Source organism: Arthrobacter yangruifuii, assembly GCF_009192775.1.
Classification (GTDB): domain Bacteria; phylum Actinomycetota; class Actinomycetes; order Actinomycetales; family Micrococcaceae; genus Arthrobacter_B; species Arthrobacter_B yangruifuii.
Window position 1 is genome coordinate 131,328 of record NZ_VTFX01000004.1, and the last position, 25,996, is coordinate 157,323.

20 protein-coding genes and 1 pseudogene are annotated in these 25,996 nt (G+C 65.5%); 11 read left to right on the forward strand and 10 right to left on the reverse strand.

Annotated features, from left to right (window positions below):
• Positions 1-62: 62 nt before the first annotated feature.
• A complete protein-coding gene (locus GD627_RS08550) occupies positions 63-1,136 on the forward strand; it encodes an alkene reductase (protein WP_210250491.1) in 1,074 nt (357 codons plus the stop codon).
• An 80-nt stretch (positions 1,137-1,216) separates the two neighbouring features.
• Here GD627_RS08550 and GD627_RS08555 read toward each other — a convergent pair whose 3' ends face one another.
• The 4 genes and pseudogenes from GD627_RS08555 to GD627_RS08570 all read right to left on the reverse strand — a co-directional run bounded on the left by GD627_RS08555 (position 1,217) and on the right by GD627_RS08570 (position 5,354).
• Complete coding sequence (locus GD627_RS08555) at positions 1,217-1,459, reverse strand: hypothetical protein (RefSeq protein ID WP_246165401.1); 243 nt, start codon at positions 1,457-1,459, stop codon at positions 1,217-1,219.
• A pseudogene (locus tag GD627_RS08560) lies at positions 1,456-2,708 on the reverse strand (anion permease). Before GD627_RS08560 ends, GD627_RS08555 begins: the two are co-directional and overlap by 4 nt.
• Positions 2,709-2,876: 168 nt before the next feature.
• A complete protein-coding gene (locus GD627_RS08565) occupies positions 2,877-4,886 on the reverse strand; it encodes an MFS transporter (RefSeq protein WP_152272150.1) in 2,010 nt (669 codons plus the stop codon).
• Between the two features lie 57 nt (positions 4,887-4,943).
• Complete coding sequence (locus GD627_RS08570) at positions 4,944-5,354, reverse strand: Hsp20/alpha crystallin family protein (RefSeq protein ID WP_146362051.1); 411 nt, start codon at positions 5,352-5,354, stop codon at positions 4,944-4,946.
• Between the two features lie 308 nt (positions 5,355-5,662).
• On the opposite strand from GD627_RS08570, the gene gad reads away from it, so the two are divergent.
• The 3 genes from gad to glsA are packed head-to-tail and all read left to right on the forward strand — an operon-like array spanning position 5,663 to position 9,723.
• Positions 5,663-7,042, forward strand: coding sequence for a glutamate decarboxylase (gene gad, locus GD627_RS08575; RefSeq protein ID WP_152272151.1), 1,380 nt, complete (start codon positions 5,663-5,665; stop codon positions 7,040-7,042).
• 18 nt (positions 7,043-7,060) lie between these two features.
• Positions 7,061-8,776, forward strand: coding sequence for a glutamine/gamma-aminobutyrate antiporter GadC (gene gadC / locus GD627_RS08580; protein WP_152272152.1), 1,716 nt, complete (start codon positions 7,061-7,063; stop codon positions 8,774-8,776).
• A complete protein-coding gene (glsA, locus tag GD627_RS08585; RefSeq protein WP_152272153.1) occupies positions 8,773-9,723 on the forward strand; it encodes a glutaminase A in 951 nt (316 codons plus the stop codon). The genes gadC and glsA overlap by 4 nt, the downstream gene beginning before the upstream one ends.
• Here glsA and GD627_RS08590 read toward each other — a convergent pair.
• Genes GD627_RS08590 through GD627_RS08600 form a run of 3 tightly spaced genes read right to left on the reverse strand, consistent with a single transcriptional unit; the run spans position 9,720 to position 13,248 of the window.
• The gene (locus GD627_RS08590) at positions 9,720-10,472 is read right to left on the reverse strand and encodes an IclR family transcriptional regulator domain-containing protein (RefSeq protein ID WP_152272154.1); all 753 of its coding nucleotides are present in this window, start codon (positions 10,470-10,472) and stop codon (positions 9,720-9,722) included. The genes glsA and GD627_RS08590 overlap by 4 nt on opposite strands.
• Positions 10,473-12,356, reverse strand: coding sequence for a bifunctional sugar phosphate isomerase/epimerase/4-hydroxyphenylpyruvate dioxygenase family protein (locus GD627_RS08595; protein ID WP_152272155.1), 1,884 nt, complete (start codon positions 12,354-12,356; stop codon positions 10,473-10,475).
• Between the two features lie 19 nt (positions 12,357-12,375).
• Positions 12,376-13,248 (reverse strand): shikimate dehydrogenase, encoded by an 873-nt coding sequence (locus GD627_RS08600; protein WP_152272156.1) that lies wholly within the window; start codon positions 13,246-13,248, stop codon positions 12,376-12,378.
• Between the two features lie 200 nt (positions 13,249-13,448).
• Here GD627_RS08600 and GD627_RS08605 point away from each other — a divergent pair, with 200 nt between their 5' ends.
• Positions 13,449-14,795 (forward strand): MFS transporter, encoded by a 1,347-nt coding sequence (locus GD627_RS08605; RefSeq protein ID WP_152272157.1) that lies wholly within the window; start codon positions 13,449-13,451, stop codon positions 14,793-14,795.
• A gap of 109 nt (positions 14,796-14,904) precedes the next feature.
• On the opposite strand, the gene GD627_RS08610 is transcribed toward GD627_RS08605, so the two are convergent.
• Positions 14,905-16,563 carry an ABC1 kinase family protein gene (locus GD627_RS08610; RefSeq protein ID WP_152272158.1) on the reverse strand — a complete coding sequence of 553 codons (1,659 nt, stop codon included), beginning with the start codon at positions 16,561-16,563 and terminating at the stop codon, positions 14,905-14,907.
• Positions 16,564-16,732: 169 nt separating this feature from the next.
• Between GD627_RS08610 and GD627_RS08615 the strand changes: the two genes are divergently transcribed.
• Positions 16,733-19,066: a glycoside hydrolase family 3 C-terminal domain-containing protein gene (locus GD627_RS08615; protein WP_194266008.1), complete on the forward strand. Its 2,334-nt coding sequence runs from the start codon at positions 16,733-16,735 to the stop codon at positions 19,064-19,066.
• Positions 19,067-19,163: 97 nt separating this feature from the next.
• Here the strand turns inward: GD627_RS08615 and GD627_RS08620 are convergent, their stop codons facing one another.
• Positions 19,164-19,541, reverse strand: a complete 378-nt coding sequence (locus GD627_RS08620; RefSeq protein WP_152272160.1) for a hypothetical protein — start codon at positions 19,539-19,541, stop codon at positions 19,164-19,166.
• A gap of 442 nt (positions 19,542-19,983) precedes the next feature.
• Here GD627_RS08620 and GD627_RS08625 point away from each other — a divergent pair, with 442 nt between their 5' ends.
• Together GD627_RS08625 and srmL are read left to right on the forward strand one after the other, a co-directional pair.
• Positions 19,984-20,337, forward strand: coding sequence for an SdpI family protein (locus tag GD627_RS08625; protein WP_152272161.1), 354 nt, complete (start codon positions 19,984-19,986; stop codon positions 20,335-20,337).
• A 264-nt stretch (positions 20,338-20,601) separates the two neighbouring features.
• A complete protein-coding gene (gene srmL, locus GD627_RS08630) occupies positions 20,602-21,720 on the forward strand; it encodes a PheS-related mystery ligase SrmL (protein ID WP_152272162.1) in 1,119 nt (372 codons plus the stop codon).
• Positions 21,721-21,813: 93 nt separating this feature from the next.
• On the opposite strand, the gene GD627_RS08635 is transcribed toward srmL, so the two are convergent.
• On the reverse strand, positions 21,814-22,380 hold the full coding sequence (locus tag GD627_RS08635) for a TetR/AcrR family transcriptional regulator (RefSeq protein ID WP_152272163.1): 567 nt from the start codon (positions 22,378-22,380) through the stop codon (positions 21,814-21,816).
• 52 nt (positions 22,381-22,432) lie between these two features.
• Here GD627_RS08635 and GD627_RS08640 point away from each other — a divergent pair, with 52 nt between their 5' ends.
• From GD627_RS08640 to GD627_RS08650, 3 genes are all read left to right on the forward strand, one after another.
• Positions 22,433-23,149 (forward strand): DUF998 domain-containing protein, encoded by a 717-nt coding sequence (locus GD627_RS08640; RefSeq protein WP_194266009.1) that lies wholly within the window; start codon positions 22,433-22,435, stop codon positions 23,147-23,149.
• Positions 23,150-23,345: 196 nt separating this feature from the next.
• The gene (locus GD627_RS08645) at positions 23,346-24,257 is read left to right on the forward strand and encodes an ABC transporter ATP-binding protein (RefSeq protein WP_152272165.1); all 912 of its coding nucleotides are present in this window, start codon (positions 23,346-23,348) and stop codon (positions 24,255-24,257) included.
• On the forward strand, positions 24,254-25,843 hold the full coding sequence (locus GD627_RS08650; protein ID WP_152272166.1) for an ABC transporter permease: 1,590 nt from the start codon (positions 24,254-24,256) through the stop codon (positions 25,841-25,843). Before GD627_RS08645 ends, GD627_RS08650 begins: the two co-directional genes overlap by 4 nt.
• Positions 25,844-25,996: the final 153 nt, after the last annotated feature.

Below are 25,996 nucleotides of genomic sequence, written 5' to 3' on the forward strand. Positions count from 1 at the left end.
CCTGCGAGGGCCCGGGCAGCGGCAACCTAGAGGAAGAGTTTTTAGTGAACCTGTTTTCCCCGATGACCGCGGGCAGCTTCGAGCTGTCCAACCGCCTCGTCATGGCTCCGCTGACCCGCCAGCGCGCCGGCCGCGACGGAATTCCGGGCCCGATGATGGTGGAGCACTACAGCCAGCGGGCCTCCCTTGGCCTGATTGTCAGTGAGGGCACCTACCCCAGCCGCGGCGGGCAGGGCTTCCCGGGCCAGCCCGGACTGGTGGACCCGGAACAGCTGGCCGGCTGGCGGAAGGTCACCGACGCAGTGCATGCTGCCGGGGGCCGCATTGTGGCGCAGGTGATGCACGCGGGCCGGGTGACCCACCCGAACATCAACGGCGGCCTGGATGTAGTGGCTCCGAGCGCGGTCGCCGTGGACGGCATGTCCCACACCTACGAGGGTAAGCAGCCCTACCCCGTGCCGCGCGCGCTGGAAACCGCGGAACTGGCTTCCGTGACCGCTGACTTTGTCCGTGCCTCCCGCGCTGCCGTGGACGCCGGCTTTGACGGCGTGGAACTGCACGGCGCCAACGGCTACCTGCTCCACGAGTTCCTGTCGCCGACTGCGAACCAGCGGACGGACGGCTACGGCGGAAGCCCGGAGAACCGGGCCCGGTTCGTCATTGAGACGCTTCAGGCAGTGGCGGCGGAGATCGGCGCCGGACGGGTGGGCCTGCGCATCTCGCCGGAACACAACGTCCAGGGCTGCCTGGAAATGGATCCGGAAGACCTGCTTGCCACCTACGGCGCCCTGCTGGATGCCGTGGCTCCGCTGGGGCTGGCGTACCTGAGCATCCTGCACCGCGATCCTGCGGGTGACCTGGTCCAGGCCCTGCGTACGCGTTTCGGCGGCAAAGTGCTGCTGAACACGGGCTTCGGTCCGCTGACCACCCGCGAGGAAGCACTGGCGATGATGGCAGACGGACTCGGCGACGCCGTCGTCGTGGGCCGTCCCGCCATCGCCAACCCGGACCTGGTGCGCCGCTGGCAGGAAGACCTGCCCCTGAACACGCCGGACGCGGCCACGTTCTACTCCTTCGGCCCTGAGGGCTACACGGACTACCCGTTCTACGTTTCCGAAGCTGCGGCACGGAACTAGGACCGCAGAAGCACCAAAGGCCTGCAGGATCATAGGATCCTGCAGGCCTTTGGTTTGCCCGGGGCGTACCCGTTACCGGGTCAGTTGTGCAGCGCGGGCACAATCAGGTAGATGCCGTACAGCACGGCCACGGCACTCAGGGCGAAGCATGTAAACGCCCCCGCCTTCGCCAGCGCCAGCCGGTTGGTCGGCATGGTTGCGGAGTCTTCGTCCTGGGAAACCGCGTACAGCCGCACGCCGAAGGAATAGATGCCGACTACGGTCAGTGCGGCCACCAGGGTGACTCCGAAGACTACGAGGTAGTCCAGCCAATGGATGTTCATTTGGAACCTGCCTTGAGCTTGCCGTTGTTCTTGCTGTTCCCGCCGGACTTCACGGCTTTGCTGCCCTTCTTCTTGCCCTTGCCCCGGCGCTTCCTGATCCGGACCACTTCGCCGGCATTTTCGATATTGGACACGGCGTTGTCATGATTCACGTGGTCCCGGCGGGACCACAGGAAGATGCCAGGATGATCAGCGTTCCGAGGACGGCGTCCACAACCACGCCCGCCGTCCCGGTGGAAGCGATCAGAGCGGTGACGGCTCCCATTGCAGCGGCAGCGGGGAGGGTAAGCAGCCAGCCGCTGGCGACCCGGCCGGCCGTTCCCCAGCGGACCTCGGCGCCCTTGCGGCCCAGGCCGGAGCCGATGACCGAGCCGGACGCCACCTGAGTGGTGGAGAGGGCGAAGCCCAGGTGGGAGGAAGCCAGGATGGCGGCGGCGGTGCTGGTTTCCGCAGCGAATCCCTGTGCAGGCTTGACCTCGGTCAGGCCCGTTCCCATGGTGCGGATGATGCGCCAGCCGCCGGCGTAGGTGCCTGCCGCAATGGCAACGGCACACGCCGTGACAACCCAGAACTCCGGGCCGGTTCCTGCTGTCTGGAGGCCACCGGCCACGAGGACCAGGGTGATGACACCCATGGTCTTCTGCGCATCGTTGGTGCCGTGGGCCAGGGCAACCAGTGACGAGGAGAAGATCTGCGCGTACCGGAACCCGCCCCGCTTACGGGGCAGTTTGTTGCCTGAATCCGGATCATGCCGGCGCGTGATGCGGTAGGCGAGCTTGGTCGCGAGGTACGCCACAAAACCGGCGATCACGGGAGCGATCAGCGCCGGGAGGATCACCTTGGACACGAGCACGGAGAAGTTGACCGATCCGAAGCCTGCACCGACCACTGCGGCGCCGATCAGGCCGCCGAACAGGGCGTGCGAGGAACTGCTCGGCAGTCCCTTCAGCCAGGTGATCAGGTTCCAGATGACCGCGCCCATCAGGCCGGCGAAGATCATGACCGGCGTGATCTGGATCCCGCCCTCACCTTCGCGGATCAGCCCGTGCGAGATGGTCTTGGCAACTTCGGTGGAGAGGAAAGCACCCACCAGGTTGAGGACGGCAGCCAGCGCCACAGCTGTCTTCGGTTTAATGGCACCGGTCGCGATGGGTGTTGCCATCGCGTTGGCTGTGTCGTGAAAACCGTTGGTGAAGTCGAAGAATAAAGCCAGCGCGATAACCAGCGCGACCATGAGGGTGAGATCCACCACATACCCTAACTAAAGACGAGGAAAAGTGTCCGCGCAGCAGGAGATACCCCGCACCGGTGTTGCCCGGCGGAGTCCGCTTTACGCCAGGATTGATCGTATGCGCTCGGACCGGCGCGGACCAAAGCGGAGGGTGTGCTCTTAATCGCTACGGGCCTGGGAAACAGGTCAAATGCGCAGCCCGGTGTGCGGTTCCCGGTCCCCCAGTTCGACGTCGATGACGGCATCCGGGGCCGGGAGCGCTACCCGCCTGCTGTGGGTTCGCCGGCCGTCGGGCTCAACGATGGTCAGGATGTAGGTCCCTGCGCCCGGCAGCGTCAGCTCATATCGGCCCGAGGCATCGGACCGGGCGGCCGCCGAGGTTTCTCCGCCGGGCCGCACCAGGAGCACCAGCGCGCCGGAGACCGGCTGCCCTTTGTGGCGGATGGTTCCGGCCAGGGCAAGCCGGTGCCGGAAGGTGATGTTGTGGTGCAGGGACGAGCCGGGGAAGGAAAGGACTTCGGCAGCCGGCCGCCACTGGACCTGGTTGGCCACCAGCACGTACCGGCCGTCGCCCGGAAGCACAACACTGTAGCGCCCGTCTTCATCAGCCCGGTCCCAGTCGACGGGGCGGCCTTCGGAGTCCATCACGGTGACCGTTCCCTTGCCTACCGGCTGCCCGTCCTGGGCTGAAAGCATGCGTCCCTGAACCAGCAGCTCCCGTTTCCGATCCGCGCGCTGCGGCTGTTCCTGCCCCGGCGCGGCATGCAGGTCGGGATGCGTTGCCTCACGCCGGCGCGAACGCGGGATCAGGCAGGACACACCGGTGGCCGCGATGGCGGCGAAACCCGCGAGCACGAACACGGTGCGGAACGCATCCAGATCCGGGAACACCGTTCCGTTGATGGTGACAGTGACGGAAGCGAGAATGGCAGCCACTGCCGCACTGCACGTAGAGGTACCCACGGAGCGCAGGAGCGTGTTGACGCCGTTCGCCGCAGCAGTGTCCGTGAGCGGAACGTTGCTCATGATGATCGTCGGCATGGCTGCCATGGAAACGGCGGTGCCGACGGACACAATCACCGCGCCGATGATGACTTCCGGAACCGTGGCGACGAACAGCACCCGCCAGAGATACCCTGCCGCCATCACGGCGCAGCCCGTCACCATGGTGACCTTTGCCCCGTAGGTATTCGTGATCCGGGCAGAGACCGGGGCAGCCGCGACCATGGCCAATCCTGAGGGGATCATGGTGAGCCCGGCCGCCAGCACGCTCAAGCCGAAGCCGTAGCCGGTTTCCCGCGACATCTGCAGCTGCTGTGTGGTGACCAGCATGTTGGCGTACATCGAAAACCCAACCAGGACGGCTCCGATATTGGTGAGCAGCACCGGCCTGCGGGCGGAGGTCCGCAGGTCCACCAGGGGCTGCCCGTTGCGCAGTTCTGCGGGGAACCACAAGGCGAAGGCAACGGCTGCGGCAGCCAGAAGCCCGAGGACCGGATAGCTGGTCCAGCCCCAGACCCCTCCCTTGGTAATGGCCAGCAGCAGCGCGGTCATGCCGGCGGACAGCAGGATGGCACCGGCGTAGTCAAACGGGGCGGGCGTGCGGACTTCGGATACGGGGACGAAAACGGCTACCGCGGCAATCAGCAGTACCCCGATCACCCCCACCATCCAGAACGTGGCCTGCCACCCCAGCCGTTCGTAGACCAGCCCGGCGAGGGGAAGGCCCAGAGCGCTGCCGATGCCGAAGCTCGCGCTCATCAGTGAAACCGCACCGGCGATCTTCTTCTGCGGAAGGGCATCCCGGAGGATGCTGATTCCGACAGGAATCACGGCACCGCCGGCGCCCTGCAGCCCCCGGCCGACCAGCGCCCAGGTGAACGTCCCCCCTATCGATGCCGTGAAGGCTCCCGTCACCATAAGAACCATCGCCACCAGCAGCATCCGGCGTTTGCCGTACATGTCCGCCAGCCGGGAAACGATGGGGGTGGCCACCGCTGCGGAAAGCAGGGTGACGGTGACCATCCAGGACACGTCATCGGTGGTGACCCCGAAAATGCGGGGGTATTCGGGAAGCAGCGGAACCACCGCCGTCTTCTCGAGCGAGACCACAATTCCCCCGCACCCCAGGGTGGCAATGATTAGCCAGTCCGGGAACGTCCTCGTGCTGCTGCGTTCTGCGGGCTGGGCGGTCATACCGGTCCTCCAGGGTCGGCGGTCCAGACTCGGTAATGCAGGCTGCGGGGACCGGCCCTAGCCCCGTGAGACGGGAACTTTGGTGGACGACGGTCCGGATTCGGGGATGGGCACGCGGATTTCCAGTACGCCGTCGTTATACGTGGCCGTGACCGAGTCCTGGCCCGCGCCGGCGGGCAGCGGCACGTCGCGGGTGAAGGACCCGTAGCGGAACTCGGAACGGTACCCGTGCCGGGTCTTGTGCTCGCTTTGTTCCTTCCGCTCCCCCTTGATGTGCAGGATTCCGTCACTGACCGTGACGTCCAGATCCTCTTCGGGGTTGATGTTGGGCAATTCGGCCCGGATCACCATGGCCGAGCCGTCCTGGTATTCCTCGACGGGGAAGGCCGGAACCTCCCAGTCCCCCTCAAAGAACCGGCGGACCTGGTCAGGCAGTTCAAAACGCTCGCGTCGTGCAAGGGAAGCCATGGATTTCTCTTTCTCTCTTGCCGGGCCGGGCCGCGGAGTGCCGGGCGCCGGAAGGAACAAACGGTGCAGCAAGGCTACGTCCGGCGGTGTGCCGCCCTCAATGGGATACCGGCGATTTTCCCGGCCCCGGCGGGCTTTTAGTGCGTCTTGGCCGGCACCGCTGCTAAGCGGCGGCCGGGCCTAGTCATGGATTTGCAGCACCCGTATAGTTTTTCCTGCGCGCGCTGACCCTATGAGATGAGGTGGCGATTGGGCTGTTCACTACCGCCCAATGCCTCTGGGCACACCGTCGATGATAGGACTTCACCATGGCTCAGAATGAATCTGATTCCCTTAATGTCAACCCTCTTTTCGCCCGCCCGGGCGAAAAGACTGCTGCCCCGAAGTTTCGGCTGAACGACGGCGAAATGCTGCCGGAAACGGCCTACCAGATTGTCCACGACGAGACCATGCTGGACGGCAACGCCCGGCTGAACCTGGCGACCTTCGTCAGCACCTGGATGGACGACCACGCGAACCGGCTCTACAGCGAGACGTTCGACAAGAACATGATCGACAAGGACGAGTACCCGCAGACCGCGCAGATTGAGCAGAACTGCTGGCAGATCCTTGCCGACCTGTGGCATGCGCCGTCCCCCCGGGAAACCATCGGCACCTCGACCGTCGGTTCCTCCGAAGCCTGCATGCTCGGCGGACTGGCATTCAAGCGGCTGTGGCAGCACCGGCGCCGCAGCGAGGGAAAACCGACGGATAAACCCAACCTCGTGATGAGTTCAGCGGTGCAGGTGTGCTGGGAGAAGTTCTGCAACTACTTCGACGTGGAGCCGCGGCTGGTGCCCATCAGCGAGGAGCATAAATGCCTGGACGGCTTCGGGTTGGAGAACTACGTCGATGAAAACACCATCGGCGTCGTTGCCATCATGGGAGTGACCTACACCGGCATGTATGAGCCGGTACAGCAGATTGCCGCCAAGCTCGACGAGATCCAGTCCTCCACCGGGCTCGACATTCCGATCCATGTGGACGGCGCATCCGGCGCCATGATCGCTCCGTTCATCCAGCAGGAGCTGGAGTGGGATTTCCGGCTGGAACGGGTCCACTCAATCAGCACTTCAGGCCATAAATACGGCCTCGTCTATCCGGGCCTCGGCTGGGTGGTCTGGCGGGAACGGCAGTGGCTTCCGGAGGACCTGATCTTCTATGTCAGCTATCTCGGCGGGGACATGCCGACCTTCGCCCTGAACTTCTCCCGCCCCGGCGCGCAGGTAGTCCTGCAGTTCTATTTGTTCCTTCGCCTGGGCCGCGACGGGTATGCGCGGATCCAGCAGGCATCGCAGGACGTTGCGCTGCATCTCTCCGGAGCGATCTCGGAAATGGGCCCCTTCGAGCTGTGGAACGACGGTTCGGACATCCCGGTCTTCGCGTGGCGCCTGAAGGAAGGCCATACGGACAAGTGGAACCTGTATGACCTGGCAGACCGGCTCCGCACCAGGGGCTGGCTGGTGCCCGCCTATCCCCTGCCGGACGACCTCTCGAACCTGACGGTGGAACGGATTGTGGTCCGCAACGGCCTGAGCATGGACCTGGCGGACAAGCTGCTGGCGGACATCCGCCGCGAAACGACGTACCTCGAGCAGCTCAGCGCCCCGATGCCCCGCGAGTCGGAGCATCCCGGATTCCATCACTAATCCCAGGAGGTGGGCTACATGAGCGATTCAAAGGCAGCAGATTCCTCCGCAGCGAACCAGCAGCGGGCGAAGTCGAAGCAAAATGCGCAAATCACCATCGGCGCCCTGGCAGTGATGAACATTGTGGCCGTGGTCAGTCTCCGCGGACTTCCGTCGGAGGCCGAGTACGGCCTGAGCTCGATTTTCTATTACGTCCTGGCCGCCGTCGTCTTCCTGATTCCGGTCTCCATCGTGGCGGCCGAGCTGGCCACCGGCTGGCCGGAAACGGGCGGGGTCTTCCGGTGGGTCGGCGAGGCCTTCGGACCGCGGTGGGCCTTCCTGGCCATGTTCATGCTCTTCATCGAGGTCACCATCTGGTTCCCCACTGTCCTGACGTTCGGCGCCGTGTCGCTTGCGTACACCGGGGACAACCAGAACCTGGATGCGCAGCTGGCCGGCAATAAGCTCTTCGTCCTGGCGGTAGTCCTGGTGGTCTACTGGCTGGCCACGTTCATTGCCTTCCGGGGCGCGAAGGCCTTCTCGCGGGTGAGCCAATGGGGCGGCATCATCGGCACCATCATCCCTGCGGTGATTCTGATCGTGCTCGGTTTCGCCTACTTCTTCGCGGGCAATACCCCGCAGATCCGGATGGGCTGGGGCGAACTTATTCCGGACTTCGGCAACTTCTCCAACGTGGTGCTCGCGGCATCGATCTTCCTGTTCTACGCCGGCATGGAAATGAACGCCATCCACGTGAAAGAGGTCAAGAACCCCACCCGTGACTACCCGATCGCGGTGCTGACCGCGGCGGCGGGCACGGTCATCATCTTCGTACTGGGAACCCTGGCCATCGCGTTCGTGGTGCCCCAGGCCGACATCAACCTCACCCAGTCCCTGCTGACCTCCTACAACGACATGTTCGAATGGGCCGGCATCGGCTGGGCCGGACCGATAGTCGCGTTTATGCTGCTGATCGGCGTCCTCGCCGGCGTGGTGACCTGGGTGGCAGGTCCGTCAACAGGCATGCTCGCCGTGGCGAAAGCAGGCTACCTGCCCCGTTTCTGGCAGCACACCAACAAGAACGGCATGGGCACCCACATCCTGTTCTTCCAGGCCTTTATGGTCACCGGCCTGGGACTGACCTATGTAGTGCTGCCCTCGGTTCAGGCCGCCTACCAGATCCTGAGCCAGCTGACGGTAATCCTTTACCTCATCATGTACATGCTGATGTTCGCTGCCGCGATCTACCTTCGCTACAGCCAGCCGAACCGTCCGCGGCCCTACCGGGTGCCCGGAGGCGACGTGGGAATGTGGATCATCGGCGGCGTGGGTTTCCTCGGTTCACTGATGGCTTTCGCCTTCAGCTTCATCCCGCCGGACCAGATTTCAGTGGGATCCCCGGTGGTATACGTGGGCATCCTCGTGGGCGGAGCAGTGGTGATGGTGATCCTGCCGTTCGTTATCTATGCCTGCCGCAAGCCGCATTGGCGGGACGAGTCCAGCGAGTTCGTCCCCTTCACCTGGCAGATTGAGCATACGCACCCCGGGACGGTCACCGAGTCCAGTGTTTCCACCCAGCAGCTGACCCGGGAAGCGGAATCCTCCGGTTCACCGGTGACGTTCTCACATCACGACGACGGCGGGCCCGGGGAACACCACGGGGAACCTGCCGCGACGGTACAGGGCACCGCACCGCCGGCGCCTTTAGGCACCAGACGCGGCAAAGGAACCTCAGGTGGGAGCTCAGCGGTATGAGACTCGACCGTTCCGCAATAGAAGCCGCCGTCCGGACGGCGTACACGGATCACCGGAACGATTCCGGGGGAAAGAACGCCGGGTACATCCCGTATCTGGCCTCCGTGAACCCGGACCTCTTCGGGGTCTGTGCGATGACCGCGGACGGAGCGTTGTTCGAAGCCGGTGACACAGGGTTCGAATTCGCGCTGGAATCCATTTCCAAGGTGTTCTCCATGGCGTGGGCCATGGAGAAGGTGGGGCTGGAAACCTTCCAGGAAAAGGTCGGGGCGGATCCGACCGGTGAACCATTCAACTCGGTGATCTCCGTTGCGCTGCACGGTGACACCCCGGTTTCGCCGTTGGTGAATGCGGGGGCCATGTCCACGGTTTCCCTGATTCCGGGTGACACCGCCGAGGACAAGTGGGAGGCAATCCTGCAGGTCCAGAGCGCCTTTGCCGGCCGGAAAATCAGTTTGAGCGACGAGGTGAATGACTCCGAGCAGTCCACCAACTTCCACAACCGGGCCATTGCCTGGCTGCTGTATTCGGGCGGCACCATGTATTCCGATCCAATGGAAGCCTGTGACGTGTATACCCGGCAGTGTTCCACCCTGGTCACTGCCCGGGACCTCGCCGCCATGGGAGCCTCCATCGCCAACAGAGGCATCAATCCCCTGACCGGGGACCGGGTGGTCTCCGCGGCGAACATCCCGGCCATGCTTGCGGAAATGACCATGGAAGGGATGTATACCGCCTCCGGCGACTGGGCCTACCGCGTGGGGCTGCCCGGCAAGTCCGGCGTGGGCGGGGGCATACTGGCAATCATGCCCGGCAAGCTCGCGATTGCCGGGTTCGCACCTCCGCTGGACGAGGTGGGCAACAGCGTCAAGGCGCAGCGGGCGGTGGCCCAGGTTGCCGCGGCGCTGGGACTGAGCATCTACAAGGCCAGCGAGTACAGCGACTAGCCGAGGTCCCGGCCTATCCGGTCCGCGGCGGCGCGCAGCGGCGGAAGCACGGTGTCCGTCACCCGCGATGCACTGTGCAGCTGCAGTGACACGTTGGCTGCCGCCACCACCGCGCCGCCGCTTCGGACCGGAACGGCCACACCCCGCATGCCGTCCTCCAGCTCGTCCGCTACCCGTGACCAGCCCTGCTCGCCGGCATCCCGCACAAGGGTCCGGAGCTCCTTCACGGTGCGCACGGTGGAGGCGGTGTAGGGCGCCAGTTCCACGGTGTTGAAATAGGCTTCCTGCTCACCTTCCGGCAGGGCCGCCAGCAGCACCCTGCCCATGGAGGTGGCCCAGGCCGGGAACCTGGTTCCAACGTTGACCGCCACCCGCACCAGCCGGGCGGAGGTGATCCGCGAAACGTAGACGACGTCGGTCCCGTCCAGGATGCACAGCGACGTTGTCTCGCCCAGGTCTGCACTGAGCTGTTTCAGGTGCGGTTCGGCGGCGTTCGGCAGGGACAGATGTGCCAGGAACGAGGAGCCGATGTCCAGGGTGCGCGGCGCCAGCCGGAAGGCGGTTCCGTCGAAACGCAGGTAGCCCAGATCGCGCAGGGTCAGGAGGAACCTGCGGGACGCTGCCCGGCTGATCCCGGCCGCGGCGGCCGCGGAGCTGACCGTATGTTCGGGCGCGCTCAGTGTGAAGGCACCCAGCACGGCGAAGGCCTTCTCCACCGACTTCACGTAATAGCTTTCGGCGTCCTCCACTTAGCCGTCCTTCCGGTTCGGTTCACCGCGGGAAGCGAGGTACTGGGACGCCAGCCGGACGGGTGCATTGGGTGCTCCGTACCCTTCATACCCGCCGCGACGCTCCACCACTTCGAAGAACACGTTGCCCACGGTGCCGGTGTAGAAGTGCAGGAAGGCACCGTCGCCGTCGCGGTCATAGAGCAGGTTCAACTCCTGCAGTTCGGCCAGGAATTCCGGATCAAGCCGGAAGCGGGCAGCCAGATCCTCATAGTAGTTGGCCGGCACCGGAAGGAACCGCAGCCCCCTTTCCGCTGCGGAACGTGCCGTCGCTATCAGGTCGGTGGAGGTGAAGGCCACGTGCTGGGGGTACTCCGCACCGCCCGGCCCGGATTCCACGATCAACGGGGCGATGTTCAGTGCCAGCCGCACCCCGCCGTCGGCGCTGCGCATCACCTGGCTGCGGACCAGGCCCATGGGGCTGGGAACCTCCTGCGAGGCAATGGGCGTCAGGGAGAGCGTGGACTCGTAGAACAGCACCGCCTCGTCGAAGTGCTGCCAGGGCTGCGACAGGTTGATGTGGTCAATGGCCGAGATCAGCGGCTGCGCCGGCTGCCCGCCGGTTTGTGCCCCGCCGGTTTCCGCGGGGCCGAACTCGTCCGCCCACGCGGCAGTCCCGTCGGCCGTGGCTTCGCAGAGGAAAACCTCCGTGGAGTCCGGGGCAAACACGGCCTGCAGCACCTGCTCATCGGCCTGGCTGCGCCGGGGTACCGGGCTGGCGCGCAGCTGCACCGCACGGGACGCAGCGGCCAGCGGGTCCTGCACGTCCAGCCCCAGAGCGGAGATGCCCGGTTCCATGCCGCCGGCCTGCTGTCCGTTGATGATCACCCGCGCAGTGCCCGAGGTCCACAGCTGCACGGGTTTGCTCCGGTGCCGGCCGGCGAAGGTAAAGCCCAGCTGGTACAGGAGCTCGGAGACGGCGTCCGGATTCCCGGCCTTGACTTCGGCGAAGTTGAATCCGGTGGGCTCGGCCACGCCCGGGAGGGTCGCGAGGGACATCGGATACTGCGTGCCGCCGTCATGCTGCCCGAGATACGATGCCGTGCGTTCCTCCAGCCAGATGAGGGACCGCATGGCGTCCACGGCGGTGCGGTCCTCGGCGGTCTGCCGGAAAACGTCGTTGAAAATCTCCAGGGATACCGGCCCGTCATAGCCGCTGCGGACCAGGTGCGCCATGAACCGCACCAGGTCGAAGGCTCCCTCGCCGGGAAAGACCCGGTAGTGCCGGCTCCAGGACAGGACGTCCAGGGATAGTTCCGGGGCGTCGGCCAGCTGGACGAAAAAGATTTTCTCCGCCGGGATTTTTTCGATTGCCGCCGGGTCCCAGCCGCGGGAGAGGATGTGGAAACTGTCCAGGCAGGTACCGATCTGCGGGTGGTCGGCCAGGTCCACAATGCGCTGGGCATGCTCGAAATCATTCACGTAGCGCCCCCAGGCGAGGGCTTCGTAGGCCACCTTCACCCCGTAACCCGCCGCCAGCCCGCCCAGCAGGCGCAGGTGTTCCGCCGCCACGGCGTCGTCGTCAATGGTGGCCGTGCCGACGTTGCTGCACAGCAGCATGGTTCCGATTCCCAGCCGGTTCATCAATTCGAACTTGGCCCGTGCCCGCTCCAGGTTGGCATCCAGCAGCGGGCCGTCCACGCCTTCAAAGTCGCGGAACGGCTGGTACAGGTCCAGGGTCAGGCCCAGGCTCTCCGCGAGGGCGCGGATCTGCTCCGGGCTGGACGGGGATACCAGAAGGTCGGGTTCGAAGATTTCAACGCCGTCGAACCCCGCATCGGCGCAGGCACGCATTTTCTCTTCGAGCGTCCCGCTCAGGCAGACGGTGGCAATTGACGTGCGCATGATGCTCCGGTTCCGGCCCTCAGCGGCCCTGGTCGATGAGTTCGTGGAAGTGGGCGAGCATCCGCTCGGCGTCGGGGCGGATGCCGGTGATCAGCTCGAAGGCGTCCACTGCCTGCCCCACGGCCATCCGGCCCCCGTCGAGCACCCGGCAGCCCATTGCCCGGGCACCGCGGATCAGCTCCGTTTCCACCGGGCGGTAGACGACGTCGGCCACCCACTGGGAGGGGCTGAGCAGCTGCAGGTCGACGGCGATGCCGGGATGGGAGTGCATTCCCACCGGGGTGGCATGAACCAGGCCGTCGGCTCCGGGCAGGACGGAGGGAAGGTCCGCCGGAGTGCCGGAAGTAATCCGCCGGTCCGGGAAGAGTCCGGACAGCGCCGCGGCGCGTTCGGCCGCCCGCAGGGGATCCAGGTCCAGCAGTGTCAGGGCGCCGGTGCCCGCCTTGAGCAGGGCGTAGGCTACGGCTGCCCCGGCTCCGCCCACGCCCAGCTGCACCACCGAGTCCAGGGCCGCATCCGGAAGCCCGCCGGCCAGTGCCCCGCCGAAGCCGGAAAAGTCGGTGTTGTGTCCGAGGAACCGGCCGTCCCGGATCAGGACCGTGTTGACCGCGCCCAGCCGGGCGGCGTCGTCGGACACCTCGTCCAGTTCCGCCAGGACCAGCTGCTTGCAGGGATGGGTGACGTTGAAGGCGTTGAAGCCCAGGTCCCGGCATGCACGCAGCAGTGCGCCGACGTCGGTGCCCGGGCGGCCCAGGGTGGTGAGGTCGATGGGCCGGTAGATATACCGCAGCCCCTGCTGATCCGCTTCCCTTTCATGCATGGGAGGAGTGAGGGAGGCCGTGATGCCTTCCCCGATCAGTCCGACAATAAATGATTCGCCGGTGCCGCTCATGGCGCTGTTCCTTCCGGTCCAAACGTGGCGGGCCGGTTCCTTTACATGCGCCGCGGGTTTCCGCTGCCGCTTGCCCGGCCTGTAACTGTGGGCTACATTACTTCAAGCGTACGGAGAATGCACAAGTGTGCGGATAACGCACGGAATTTTCCATCCTAGATCTGCCCCCCTTCACCTCAGCCACCGTCAGGAGAGATGCAATGGACGCATCCGCCCCCGCTGGGCCGGCAACGGGCAAGACCCCGCGCAAGGCCGCCACTGCCAGCTTCATGGGCAGTGCCGTCGAGTACTACGACTTCTTCATCTTCGGTTCCGCCGCCGCGCTCATTTTCCCGCGGGTGTTCTTCCCGGATGCCGACGCCCAGGCCAGCGTGATGTCGCTGGCCACCTTCGGCTTCGCCTACATTGCCCGTCCGGTCGGCGCCGTCATCCTCGGGCACTTCGGGGACCGGGTGGGGCGCCAGAAGGTCCTCATGTTCACCCTGCTGCTGATGGGCGGGTCCACCTTCCTCATCGGCTGCCTGCCGGACTTCAGCACGATCGGCTGGTGGGCGCCGGTCCTGCTGGTTCTCTGCCGGTTGATGCAGGGTCTTTCCGCCGCCGGCGAGCAGGCCGGTGCCAGTTCCATGACCCTGGAGCACGCACCGGACAACCGCCGCTCCTTCTTCACGTCCTGGACGCTGACCGGCACGCAGGGCGGGCAGATCCTTGCCGCCCTGGTGTTCATCCCCGTGGTGGCCCTGCCGGATGACATCAAATACGGCATCGGCTGGCGCATCCCGTTCTGGCTGAGTGCCGTGGTTGTCCTCGTGACGTATTTCATCCGGCGCTCGCTGCACGAAACCCCCACCTTCACGGAGGCCAAGGAACGCAACGAAATTGTGAAGCTTCCGGTGGGTGTGCTGCTCAAGGACCACTGGCGCGACGTGCTGCGGGTCATCTGCTGTGCCTTCATCGCTGCCGTCTCCACCGTGTACGGAACACTGGCCATCAAGTACGGCACGGAGGTGGGCAACGTGAACGCGGACATCACGCTGTGGCTCGTGGTTGCCGGCAACGTTTTCGCGCTGTTCACGCAGCCGCTGTTTGGCCGGCTGGCGGACCGGATCGGGCGCCGTCCGGTCTTCATCTACGGCGCAGTATCCAGCGCGGCGATCATGCCGTTCTACCTGCTGTCCATGGAATCCGGGAACACGCTGCTGCAGTTCGCCCTCTCCGTTGCGGTCTTCTCCTTCGGCTACGCGGCGGCGAACGCTGTCTGGCCGTCCTTCTACGGGGAAATGTTCAGCGCCAAGGTCCGCTTCTCCGGCCTCGCCATCGGAACCCAGCTCGGGTTCCTGATGGCCGGATTCGCACCCTCCATCGTCGCTGCCATCGGCGGCCTGGAACCGGGCGGGTGGGCAGTGACCAGCATTTTCACCGGCGTGATCTGCGCCATTGCAGCGGTTTCCGCGCTCACCGCGCGGGAAACCGCGCATGTCCCGACGGCGGAACTGGGCCTGGATCTGGACCGGGCCGCAGCGCCGGTGCGCCCCGCCACGGCGTAGGACGTCCGCCCGGCGGCATGCGCAGAACCGGCAGGGCCGGGACGGGAGCCTTCCCGTCCCGGCCCTGCCGTCTCTGCTGTCCCTGTCCTTACCGTCTGCTGCTCCGGCGTTACATGCCGCGCAGCCGGGCACGGCGCGATGTCCAGGCGATGTAGCCGCCCAGCGCCCCCGTGGCGGCCAGCCCGGCACTCATCAGGGGTGCCTGCCACGATTTCCAGCGGGACGAATCCCCGAGGGTCAGCTCCCCCACTCCCCGGATGAACGCCGAGGCGAAGATGGCCGCCACCATCCGGTTTCCCACCCGCTCCAGACGGATGACCAGCGGGAACAGTTCCTCGGCGCGGATATGGACTTCCATACCCTCCACGTCCAGGGTGTTCATCAGCCGGCGCACCTGGTCCGGCAGTTCCGTACTCAGCTCCAGCACTTCCGTTCCGGCGCGGCCGAGCCTGCGGGCGTAGTTCACGGGGTTGAGCTGCTGCAGGGCCATCCGGCGTGCATAGGGCCCCAACGTGGGCCCCAGCCGGAACTGCGGATCCAGCACCTCCCCCATCCCCTCGGTCAGGATCAGCATGCGCAGCAGCAGCGCCATTTCCCGCGGGAGCTGGATGTGGTGCGTACGCAGGATGCCCAGCCCGGTGGTGATGATGCTTCCCACCGGCACGCTGCCCAGGTCCTTGCCGGAATACAGCCGGATCAGCGGCCCCAGGTCCATGCTGAGCTTCACCCGGTTCACCCGCCTTCCGGAGGCATTGATCCGCACCAGCGCATTGGTCATCCGCTCCGGATCCTTGCGCATGATGCCGATAAACAGGGCCGAGAGCTGGCTGCGCAGTTTTTCATCCACCTCCCCCACCATCCCGAAGTCAATCAGCCCCACCCGGCCGCCGGGCTCCACGAACAGATTCCCCGGATGCGGATCAGCATGGAAAAACCCGTCATCGAACACCATCTTCATTTCCACCCGGGAGGCAGCCACCGCGAGCGCCGGACGGTCGATCCCGGCGGCGTCGAGTGCCGCAACATCGGTAACCTTCATCCCCCGGATCCGGCCCAGGGTCAGGACCCGGGAGGTGCTGTGCTCCCAGTACACTGCGGGAATGTCGATTGCCGGATCGTCTTCGAAATTTGCCCGGAACCGGTCCGCGTTGCGTCCCTCCTGGAGGTAGTCCAGCTCGGTCCGGAGCGTTGCCGCGAATTCATCCATCAGTCCGGGAAGGTCATAGTCCCGGGCTGCTTCCCAGCGTTTGCCGGCCGCATTGGCCAGGTTCTGCAGGATCTCCAGGTCCTGCTCCACCTGGGGCACGACGCCGGGCCGCCGCACCTTGACCACCACCTCCGTGCCGTCCTTCAGGGTTGCCGCATAAACCTGCCCAATCGAGGCGCTCGCCATGACCGTGGTGTCGAAGGACCCGAAGACCTCCAGCGGGTCCCCGCCCAGTTCCTGCCGCAGCTCCTCCACAATCTGCGGCCAGGGCACAGGGTCCGCGTTGTCCTGCAGCTTTGCCAGTTCGCGCTGGTAGTCCGGCGGCAGCAGATCGGGCCGGGTGGAAAGCAGCTGGCCGATCTTCACATAGGTAGGTCCCAGCTCCTCGAGAGCGGCGCGCAGGTACTGCGGACGGGTTTTGGGCCGCCCCGCCGGCTTCGGAGCCTGCTGCTTCCGGAACGGCAGCCTGCCCTCAAGGCCCAGGGCGGACACCAGAAACCCCAAACCGTTGCGGGAGAGGATTTCGGCGATCTGCCGGTACCGGTCAAGCTGGCTGATCATGGGTCTGCTCCGTCCGGGAGATCGCGCGTACTGAGATGCGGTGGTTACCGAAACAGTAACGGGAGGACGGGTTCAACCAACAGGCTCCGGGTCCGGTGCACGCCTCTGCGGCGGCTCAGCGCCCCGGTCCTCTTCCGGCCGGTGCCGGATGCACCCTAGACTCCGGCACATGCCAGCTTCCACGCCAGACCAGCCCTCCGTTCCCACGCCAGAGGAACGGGTATCCGCGCTTCCCCCGGAGGAAAGGCCCGTCCTGCTCTCCGGAGCATCCTTCTGGACCACCGAGGCTGCCGAAGCGGCGGGGCTCCGCTCCCTGGTGCTCGCGGACGGGCCGCACGGTATCCGGCGTCCGCGAAGCGATGCGGAAGCGGGCATCGGCGATGCGCTGCCTGCCACGTGCTTCCCCGCCGAATGCCTCACGGCGTGTTCCTGGGACCCGGACCTGCTGGCCCGGCTCGGCACAGCCACGGCAAGGGAAGCGGCGGCGGCACACGTCGACGTCGTGCTGGGTCCGGGGCTGAACATCAAGCGCACCCCGCTGTGCGGACGCAACTTCGAATACTTCTCCGAAGACCCGCTGCTGGCCGGGACCCTCGGCGCCGCATGGATCGGAGCCCTCCAGGCGGAAGGGGTAGCGGCCTGCCCCAAGCATTTCGCCGCGAACAACCAAGAAACGGACCGGATGCGCATTGACGCGGTAGTGGATGAACGCACGCTGCGCGAGATCTACCTCAGAGCCTTCGAGTCGGTGGTGCGGACGGCCCGGCCGTGGACCCTGATGGCGGCCTACAACAAGGTCAACGGCATCCACGCCGCGGAGAACGCCTGGCTGTTGGAAACTGTTCTGCGCGGCGAGTGGGGGTTTGACGGGCTGGTGGTCTCGGACTGGGGCGCCGTCACGGACCGGGCAGCGTCGCTCGACGCCGGGCTGGACCTGGAGATGCCGGCCAGCAACGGTGTGGGGCTGGATGAACTGCGGGCCGGCCTGGATGCCGGCACGGTGAACCGGGAGATGGTGGATGCCTCCGCGGCGAGGCTGCTGCAGCTGGCGGACCGCACCGCGTCACCGACGGGCGGGGCCGTGGATCCCGAGGAGCACCACCGGCTGGCGCGGGAAGCCGCCGCGGCTTCCATGGTGCTGCTGAAGAACGAAGGCGGCGTCCTGCCGCTTGCCCCCTCGCTGCGGCTGGCCGTGGTGGGCGAGCTGGCGCGCACGCCCCGGTACCAGGGCGCCGGGTCCTCGCAGGTCACCCCCACCCGGGTAAGCGTCCCGCTGGAGGTTTTGGCGGAGCGGACAGCCGCAGCAGTCTTCGCCGCCGGCTATCGGCTGGATGGAATACCCGACCCGGAGCTGTCCGCCGAAGCAGAGGTCGCGGCAGCGGCGGCAGAGGCGGTGCTGTTCTTCCTGGGGCTGCCGGAGAACCTGGAATCCGAGGGCTTTGACCGCCCGGACCTGGGCCTGCCGGAGAACCAGCTGGCGGCCCTGCGGGCAGTGACCGCGGCGAACCCCCGGACGGTGGTGGTCCTGTACAACGGAGGTGCGGTGGACACCGGCTGGGCAGAACAGGTGCCGGCGGTCCTGGAGGCCTGGCTGCCCGGCCAGGCCGGAGGCGAAGCGCTCGCCGATGTGCTGCTGGGCGAGGTCAACCCCTCCGGGAAGCTGGCCGAGACTTTTCCGCGCCGGCTGGAGGACACGCCGGCGTTCGGAAACTATCCGGGCGAGGCCGGCACCGTCCGCTACGGCGAGGGGGTGCTGGTGGGCTACCGGTGGTACGACGCACGGGACATCGAGCCTGCGTTCCCCTTCGGCCATGGACTGTCCTATACCAGCTTCGAATTCAGCAACCTGGCCCTGGGCCTCACGGATCCGGCCGGCGGGGGGCCGGCCCTGACGGTTGACGCGACCCTGACCAATACCGGCACGCGCGCCGGCGCGGAGGTTGTGCAGGTGTACTCCGGCGCACCGGACGACGCCGGTTTCCCGGACGGAGTGCCAGTCCGTCCCCCGCGTGAGCTGCGGGCCTTCCGCAAGGTGTTCCTGAACCCCGGTGCGTCGGCCCCCGTCGCGTTCACCCTGCCGCTGCCGGACCTGGCACGGTTTGATCCGGCGTCGGACTCGTGGATTACCGACGGCTGCACCTACCGGATCGACGTCGGCTCCTCCTCCCGGGACATCCGGCTCAGCGGAACGGTGGACCTGCCCGCCCCGGACCGCGGCGGGCAGGCACCACTGACGCTTAATTCCACGATCTCCCAGTGGCTGGCTCATCCGCTTGGACAGCAGCTGTTGGGCGGACTTGCAGCGGGCGCCGGATCTGGTAGCGGGCCTGCCGGGTCTGCCGGGTCTGCTGCCGGCGGGGGCATGGCGGACGCGCTGGCCATGATGGGCAGCATGCCCCTGCGCCGGCTGGCGCGGTTCCCGGGCAGCCCGCTGACCCCTGAGGTGCTGGCCGCCCTGGAGCAGGCGCTGCGGGCGGCCGGTCCGGACTCGGAACAGTCCTGACACCAAGCCGGAGACCGAGTGTGCGCTGCCATCAACCACGGCCATGCCAAGGCGATCCCTCAACGGAACGCTCTATCTAGCTCGTCAGTTCTAAGCCCTAACGGTAAAAGGGCAGGTTCTCATTCTTCTCGGCCGTAACGACGTCGAGGCTTGGTTCGGTCAATAGGTGATCGATCAGTTCACGCTGGCCCCCGATGCCGGCCCAATGGGGATCGATGTCTTTGGTGATGCACCAGGAACGGTCCGAGGGCCATATGAAGGCAGGAAGCGGCGTGGGGTGATTCGTTTCCGCCTGCCAGGAGTCCTCAAGCGCCCCGGAGACAAGGTCCGGCAGCGAGACCCTGCACAGGTAGTACTCGCGGTTTGGGACCACCACACGGGGTGTGCGCAGCACGGATTGGGGGAACGCATCCTCACCCCACCCGTCCCACAGCAGCGCATAGCCCTCGGTAGGCGAGCCGGAGCGCTGGAGCAAGGCCCCAACCGCGACGCGGAATTGATCAGTATCAGACGGGGCCTCTCTCCGGCCCGCACCCTCGTTTTCGGACTGACCGGCATAGGCGGGATCGGGGATGAACCGCAGTCGTGCGTAGGCCGGGAATCCCGGAGGGCCCAACGTCACCAGGCTCCACCACTGCTCCCCACTGGTGGCGATCCACTCCGCGGGCGCCTGGTCACAGCAAGGAAAGAACGTCATCCGGTCATGATGTCATCGACAACTGGTGCACTGTAAAGCATTCCTACGAGACGATCGCCCGTCAGCCGATGCCTGAGCGACATTTCGGAGGAAGGCTCTGGCTAGACTCGCATAACCGACTTTAAACTGCTGCTGATCCCAAACCACCATCGCCGAACCGTCGGTATTGCACGGAGCCGTTCCGTTTTTTCCTATTGCCGTGGGCGTCTAGGTTGGGCACATGGGGATCTTTTATGGTGTTTTACTCATTGCAATGGGGGCGGCCCTCTCGTGGGTTGCAGAAGCAACAGCGAGCGGCCGTATCGGAATGAATTCGTCGGTTGGGATACGTACCGAGTACGTGACTCGGTCGCCGGAGGCCTGGCTTGCGGGGCACCGGGCAGCTCGCATGTTGATCAACTGCAACGCAATTGTCCTCGTACTGGCTGGCGTTCTTGCACTCGTTCCGGCGTTGAACGCTTCATGGATGGCTATTACCGCCAGCTTGATCTGTCTGATTCTGCTGGTGCCAGCAGTTAAGCGAGCAAACCAGGCCGCGAAACAGGTTGCACTAGATGTTGAACATGACGGCTGACCGCTCCGATAACAAGCTCGCATTGCTGGGGACCATTGGCACCCAAAAGATGACGGCTGCCTCCTCCTCGTGGCGACCACAAGGTGCGCGCGCGTCGAATCAAACGGCAAGGGTATAGTCGCAGTCATGCTTTGCACGCGTCGATTTACGTGCCCCCGACCGGTTTCCGGTCGCGAGGGCATTCAGGCGTGCGCCGAGGCCCTTAGCGCCTGAGCTGAGTCGGGGGAGGAACCCGTCACTCAAGCACAAGCCTTAGGACCAACAATGCTCAGCTATCTCACCACTGCCGAACTTCACGACGCTCTGATGATCAGAGATCTCTCTGACCCTGCGGGTGAACCCCACGCGATGCAGACGCTCCTTCAGGGAGTGACTGACGCGCTGGCCACTCAATGGTCGGTGCCACACCGGATCATCCGGCACAGTCCTTTGGTCAGCGTGACCGATAACTACGACCGGTTGGGTTTCAACGCTTCAGACGTCACTCGGGATCAGCGGTACTCCCGCTACATCAGCCCCACCGTCATGCTCCGTAGTCACACCTCAGCGTCTATCCCTTCCCTGCTACGAGCTATCAACCCGGGGGAAAGCACAGACGAACTGTGGGTCATTCCCGGCCTCGTCTACCGACGCGATTCCATTGACCGGACTCATGTGGGAACACCGCACCAGGTGGACCTCTGGCGGGTGAGCTCCAAGAAGCGGTTCGCTGCTGATGACCTGCAAGGCATGGCCGCCGCACTCGTCGATGTGGTGCTCCCGGGCGCTCATTGGCGGGCGGTGCCAGCAGTGCACCCCTACACCGAACACGGTTTCCAGATTGATGTCCTCAGGGAGGGCGAATGGCTGGAACTGGCCGAGTGCGGCCTTATGGCTCCTCACCTCTTCACCGATGCCGGCCTCGATCCGCAAGAGTGGTCAGGCCTGGCGCTCGGGATGGGCCTGGACCGGGCGCTGATGCTGCGCAAGGGGATTCCCGATATCAGGCTCCTACGATCTACCGATGAAAGAGTGAAACAGCAGATGGTGAACCTGGCGGCGTGGAAGCCGGTCTCCCAGATGCCGCCTATCCGTCGAGACATCTCCATCGTGGTTTCAGCTGATACGGACGCTGAACTGCTCGGAGACCGCGTTCGAGCCGCGTTAGGCACTCAGGCCGATGATCTGGAAAGCGTTGAGCTGCTGACACTCACCGCGTATGCGGGACTTCCTGAGGCTGCCCGTGCCAGATTGCGTTTGAACGAGGACCAGGCGAATGCGCTCATTCGTCTCGTGCTGCGTCCGCTTGAAAGGACGCTCACAGACCCCGAGGGCAACCAGTTTCGCGACACGGTCTATCTGGCCCTGCACGAAGGTCCTGTCCAAGAACTCATCGCACAGTAGGGCCCTTGGTGCTGTGCCGATGCGCGCGAACCTCATCGGCACGGCACCAACTGCAGAGACCCCCACCTCCGCGGAGTGACGGTCACGGATCCCTTAGCTGGACGGAGGTTCGAGCCCGTTGATGTACTGGTCGATGAGGCGCTGAGCCCGCTCGGATGTCATTCGGTCGGTCTCGGTGACCCTGGCGATGGCTAGGCCATCGAGCAGTGCCATGAGCATGGCGGCGTCATCCCGGTCGAGGTCCGGGTTCCATTGCCGGAGCAGAGTTGTCAGGCCTTCTTCCATAAGGCGCCAGGATGCTTGGTGGGCGCTGGCAACTGCGCTGCTGGTTGTCGCCTTCGAGGCGTAGGACAACCAAATGACCGAAGCGGTGCGGGATTCGTCGTCCACCCCGCCGAGAATCCTGCACACCGCGCCCAGGTTCTGCCGCGCCGATGCCTCCGGGTGCACTGCCGAGCCCACCCGCTCGATGAATTTCCTGGAGACCTCGTTCATGGCCGCCATGATCAAATCGTCTTTCGTCTTATGGTGATGCTGGACGGCGCCTATCGAGAGGCCGGCGGCTGCAGCGACGTTGCGGATCGTCACCTCTTCAAGCCCCCGCTCAACCAGAATGTCCTGCACAGCCGTAAGAATGCGCTGCGCGCCCGCCGAAGTCATGATTCGAGATTACTCCGAACCAGACCATACGTTCGTATTGTATGCTCGGGCCATGACACGACTTCATTTGGGCGCCGCGCTATGGACTCTGTGCCTGGTGACCTTTCCTGCTCAGGTAATTGCGGCCGCGCAGTGGCCAAACCCCTACTCCTGGTCCTCAAATTTCATCAGCGATCTCGGCGTGACCTCCTGCCGGACTTTCGACGCCGGCACGCGCGTTGAGCGTTACATCTGCTCCCCCGGCCATCTGCTGGCCAACGGTTCCACGATTGCCAACGGAGCCCTCATGGCTGTGGGAGCCATCCTTCTGTGGTCGGTCTGGCCTCGGCAGCGGACAGGGAAAACCGCGATGTTCTTCCTCGCAGCGGGCGGTGTACTTGTGATGCTGGTCGGCTTCCTAGCCTGGGATGTTCACCCGGGGGCTCATGACGCCGTGGCCCTTGCCCAGGCCCTGATGCAGTGGATCGGAATGGCCTTCCTCGCCTTCGCGCTCAAAGGCAGCACGGCGGCACGATGGGCGTCAGCCCTGACCATGGCGAGTCTCGCACTCTCGATCGCCGGCTTTGTTCTCTTCATCGATGCGATCAGCGGTGGACCATCGATTTCACTGGGCCTCGGAGTTACCGAGCGCCTCGCCTTCGACACCCTCACCATATGGGGCGCCGTGCTGGGCGTGATCCTGCTGATGACGACGCTCGGCCACCGGAGCACCGCCTCGAACCAAGAAGCGATTCCTGGTTCCGCACCGACGACGTCCCCGGCTGCATAAGTCGGCGATAAACCGTCCCCGATAACGATCCTCGTTTGGATCCCTTCCGGGCAGCCGGACGATAACCAGCGATGACGCGGCATGTCCGGTTCAGTATTTCCGCCGGCAGGCAGAACGGAGGGAGAGGAAAACAATGGCCACCATGGCGGATCTGCCAGCACACTAGCTGTAGGGACGGCTGGAGAACGGGGAGGCTATGAGCGCGGAGTTGGCCATCAGTGTTCAGGGGCTGGAGAAGGCTTTCGGGAGATTCCAGGCTCTGAACGGGCTGAACCTGCAGGTTCAGCGTGGGCAGGTGCACGGTTTTCTGGGGCCAAACGGTGCAGGGAAGTCAACAACCATCCGCGTGCTCCTGGGGCTGTTGAAGGCCGACGGCGGAGACCTGCATGTCCTGGGAAAGGATCCGTGGCGGGAGGCCGTGCCGCTGCATCGGCGGCTTGCCTATGTGCCGGGCGATGTCGCGTTATGGCCGGGCATGACCGGCGGCGAGGCCATCGACCTGCTGGGATCGCTCCGCGGCGGGCTGGACGAGGGCCGGCGGGCGGAACTGATCCAGCGGTTTGAGCTGGATCCCGCGAAGCGGGGCCGCCAGTACTCCAAGGGCAACCGGCAAAAGGTAGCCATCGTCGCCGCCCTGGCCTCCGACGTCGAGCTCCTGATCCTCGACGAGCCAACCAGCGGTCTGGACCCGCTGATGGAGAACGTCTTCCAGGAAGTGATCGGTGAGGCAAAGCAACGCGGCGCCACGGTGCTGCTCAGCAGCCATATCCTTGCCGAAGTCGAAACCCTCGCGGACCGGGTGAGCATTATCCGGGACGGACGGATCGTGGAGGAAGGCACGCTGGCCGAACTTCGCGGGCATACCACCGCCGCCGTCCACGCCACTCTGGAACGGAACCCGCAGCCCGGCCAGCTGACCGCATTCGGGGACGTGCACCTGGACGGCGGCAAACTCACGGCGGTGGTGGAGAGCGCACGGGTAGGTGAGGCTATGGCAGCACTCACCCCGTTCGGCATCACCTCGCTGACCGTTGAACCGCCCTCGCTGGAGAGCCTTTTCCTGCGGCTGTACGACGATGACACCCCCTCCACACGGGCGCGCCCATGAGCAACGCCCTGACGGGTACCGGTCCCCTGCTGCGTGCTACTCTCCGGTTCGACGGACGTAGCTTTGTGCCGTGGATCCTGATCGCGACGGCGCTCTCTGCGTCCTCCGTGCTCGTCTACCCATGGGTCTTTCCCACCCAGCAGGACCGCCTCGGACTAGCCCTTGCCATTGGCTCCAACCCGGCACTGGGCCTGATCTTCGGGCCCGCCTACGATCTGAGCACCGACGACGGTTTCAACGCCTGGCGCAGCCTCGCCCTGGGCGGATTCCTCGCCGCACTCGGATCGATTTTCACCGTCACCCGGTCCAGCCGGGGCCAGGAGGACTCCGGACAGGCCGAGCTTCTGGCATCCGGTGTGCTGGGCCGGAGCAGCCGTCTGCTGGCGGGAGTGGGCCTGGCCCTGATCGGCTCGGTGGCTCTGGGAGGCGTCGCCGGAGTTGTCACGTCCTGGTGCGGCGGCGGCTGGAATGCGTCCCTGCTGCTGGGAGCAACGTTCGCTGCCACGGGTTGGATGTTCGCTGCGGTCGCTGCCGTGACCGCGCAGCTGGGATCCGATGCGCGGACGGCCAACTCACTGGCCGTGGGCACCTTCGGTGCGCTGTTCCTGCTGCGCGGCTTCCTGTACTCGGTGGAGGCACCGGATTGGACGTCCTGGATAAATCCGTTGAGTTGGATGACGGAAACCCGGCCGGCCAGCGGCAACCACTGGTGGCCGCTGGTCCCCGCGATGGCCCTCACCCTGGTCCTGCTCGGTATAGCCTTCCTGCTGCAGTCCCGGCGCGACTTCGGGCAGGGGGCAATCGTCCCCGGACCCGGCCCCGCCCGGGGCAGGGTTGGAACCCCGTGGAGCCTGGCGGTCCGGCTGAACCGTGCCCCGCTCCTGACATGGGCCGTTGCATTCATGATGATCGGGGTGGTCTTCGGGTTTTTTTCCCGCTCCTTTAAGGACATCCTGAGCGGTGACAGCGCAGCCGCCTCGGTTCTCGCATCCGGTGCAGCCACGCCGGATGGCCTCGCGCCGGCCTTCCTGGTGACGATCCTGAGCCTGGTCGGTATCCTCGCCGCCATTCCCGGCGTGCAGATCCTGCAGAAGGTGCGGATCGAGGAACTGGCGGGCCGGCTGGAGCCCGTTCTGGCCGCCGCCGTTCCGCGCTCCCGTTACTTCACGGCAAACGTCATGCTCGCATTGGCCACACCAACCATCTACCTGCTCCTCGCTGGAGCCGCCATCACGGCACTGGCCTCCGGGGACCTGGGAATCGATGCCGGCAAGGTTCTGCTGCAGGCCGTCGTGACGGTTCCGGCCGTATGGACGGCCACCGCCGTCTCCGTGGCGGTCGTCGGTGCGCGGCCGCAGGTGGTCATCGCGTCCTGGGCCGGTGTGTTCATTTCCTTCGTGCTCACGTTGCTGGGCCCGACGTTCAGGCTCTGGGACTGGGTACTGGCGATCAGTCCGTTCTGGCACGTTCCCAACGTTTCCGTCGACGACGGCGGGTGGTCCGGGTTGGCGGGAATCTCCGCCGTCACCGCTGTGTTCCTGCTGATCGGTTTCACTGGTTTTCGCCGTCGGGACCTCGACGGGTAGCCATTCGTCGCCAATGGAGCCGGCAGGGGTGTTTAGCCGTCGCGGTGGGGGCCTCGCAGCGCTTGGCGAGAGCGGTCGTTGCAGTTGGGTGTCCCCGCTCAAGGATCCCTCAGCGCACAGGATGTGTGGTTCAGGGTTTCTGACTGTAATGCT

Bases quoted from the DNA above. Each gene is read 5' to 3' on its own strand.
- GD627_RS08550 (WP_210250491.1), top strand. From the start codon at position 63: ATGACCGCGGGCAGCTTCGAGCTGTCCAACCGCCTCGTCATGGCTCCG.
- GD627_RS08555 (WP_246165401.1), bottom strand. From the start codon at position 1,459: ATGAACATCCATTGGCTGGACTACCTCGTAGTCTTCGGAGTCACCCTG.
- GD627_RS08565 (WP_152272150.1), bottom strand. From the start codon at position 4,886: ATGACCGCCCAGCCCGCAGAACGCAGCAGCACGAGGACGTTCCCGGAC.
- GD627_RS08570 (WP_146362051.1), bottom strand. From the start codon at position 5,354: ATGGCTTCCCTTGCACGACGCGAGCGTTTTGAACTGCCTGACCAGGTC.
- gad (WP_152272151.1), top strand. From the start codon at position 5,663: ATGGCTCAGAATGAATCTGATTCCCTTAATGTCAACCCTCTTTTCGCC.
- gadC (WP_152272152.1), top strand. From the start codon at position 7,061: ATGAGCGATTCAAAGGCAGCAGATTCCTCCGCAGCGAACCAGCAGCGG.
- glsA (WP_152272153.1), top strand. From the start codon at position 8,773: ATGAGACTCGACCGTTCCGCAATAGAAGCCGCCGTCCGGACGGCGTAC.
- GD627_RS08595 (WP_152272155.1), bottom strand. From the start codon at position 12,356: ATGCGCACGTCAATTGCCACCGTCTGCCTGAGCGGGACGCTCGAAGAG.
- GD627_RS08600 (WP_152272156.1), bottom strand. From the start codon at position 13,248: ATGAGCGGCACCGGCGAATCATTTATTGTCGGACTGATCGGGGAAGGC.
- GD627_RS08605 (WP_152272157.1), top strand. From the start codon at position 13,449: ATGGACGCATCCGCCCCCGCTGGGCCGGCAACGGGCAAGACCCCGCGC.
- GD627_RS08610 (WP_152272158.1), bottom strand. From the start codon at position 16,563: ATGATCAGCCAGCTTGACCGGTACCGGCAGATCGCCGAAATCCTCTCC.
- GD627_RS08615 (WP_194266008.1), top strand. From the start codon at position 16,733: ATGCCAGCTTCCACGCCAGACCAGCCCTCCGTTCCCACGCCAGAGGAA.
- GD627_RS08625 (WP_152272161.1), top strand. From the start codon at position 19,984: ATGGGGATCTTTTATGGTGTTTTACTCATTGCAATGGGGGCGGCCCTC.
- srmL (WP_152272162.1), top strand. From the start codon at position 20,602: ATGCTCAGCTATCTCACCACTGCCGAACTTCACGACGCTCTGATGATC.
- GD627_RS08635 (WP_152272163.1), bottom strand. From the start codon at position 22,380: ATGACTTCGGCGGGCGCGCAGCGCATTCTTACGGCTGTGCAGGACATT.
- GD627_RS08640 (WP_194266009.1), top strand. From the start codon at position 22,433: ATGACACGACTTCATTTGGGCGCCGCGCTATGGACTCTGTGCCTGGTG.
- GD627_RS08645 (WP_152272165.1), top strand. From the start codon at position 23,346: ATGAGCGCGGAGTTGGCCATCAGTGTTCAGGGGCTGGAGAAGGCTTTC.
- GD627_RS08650 (WP_152272166.1), top strand. From the start codon at position 24,254: ATGAGCAACGCCCTGACGGGTACCGGTCCCCTGCTGCGTGCTACTCTC.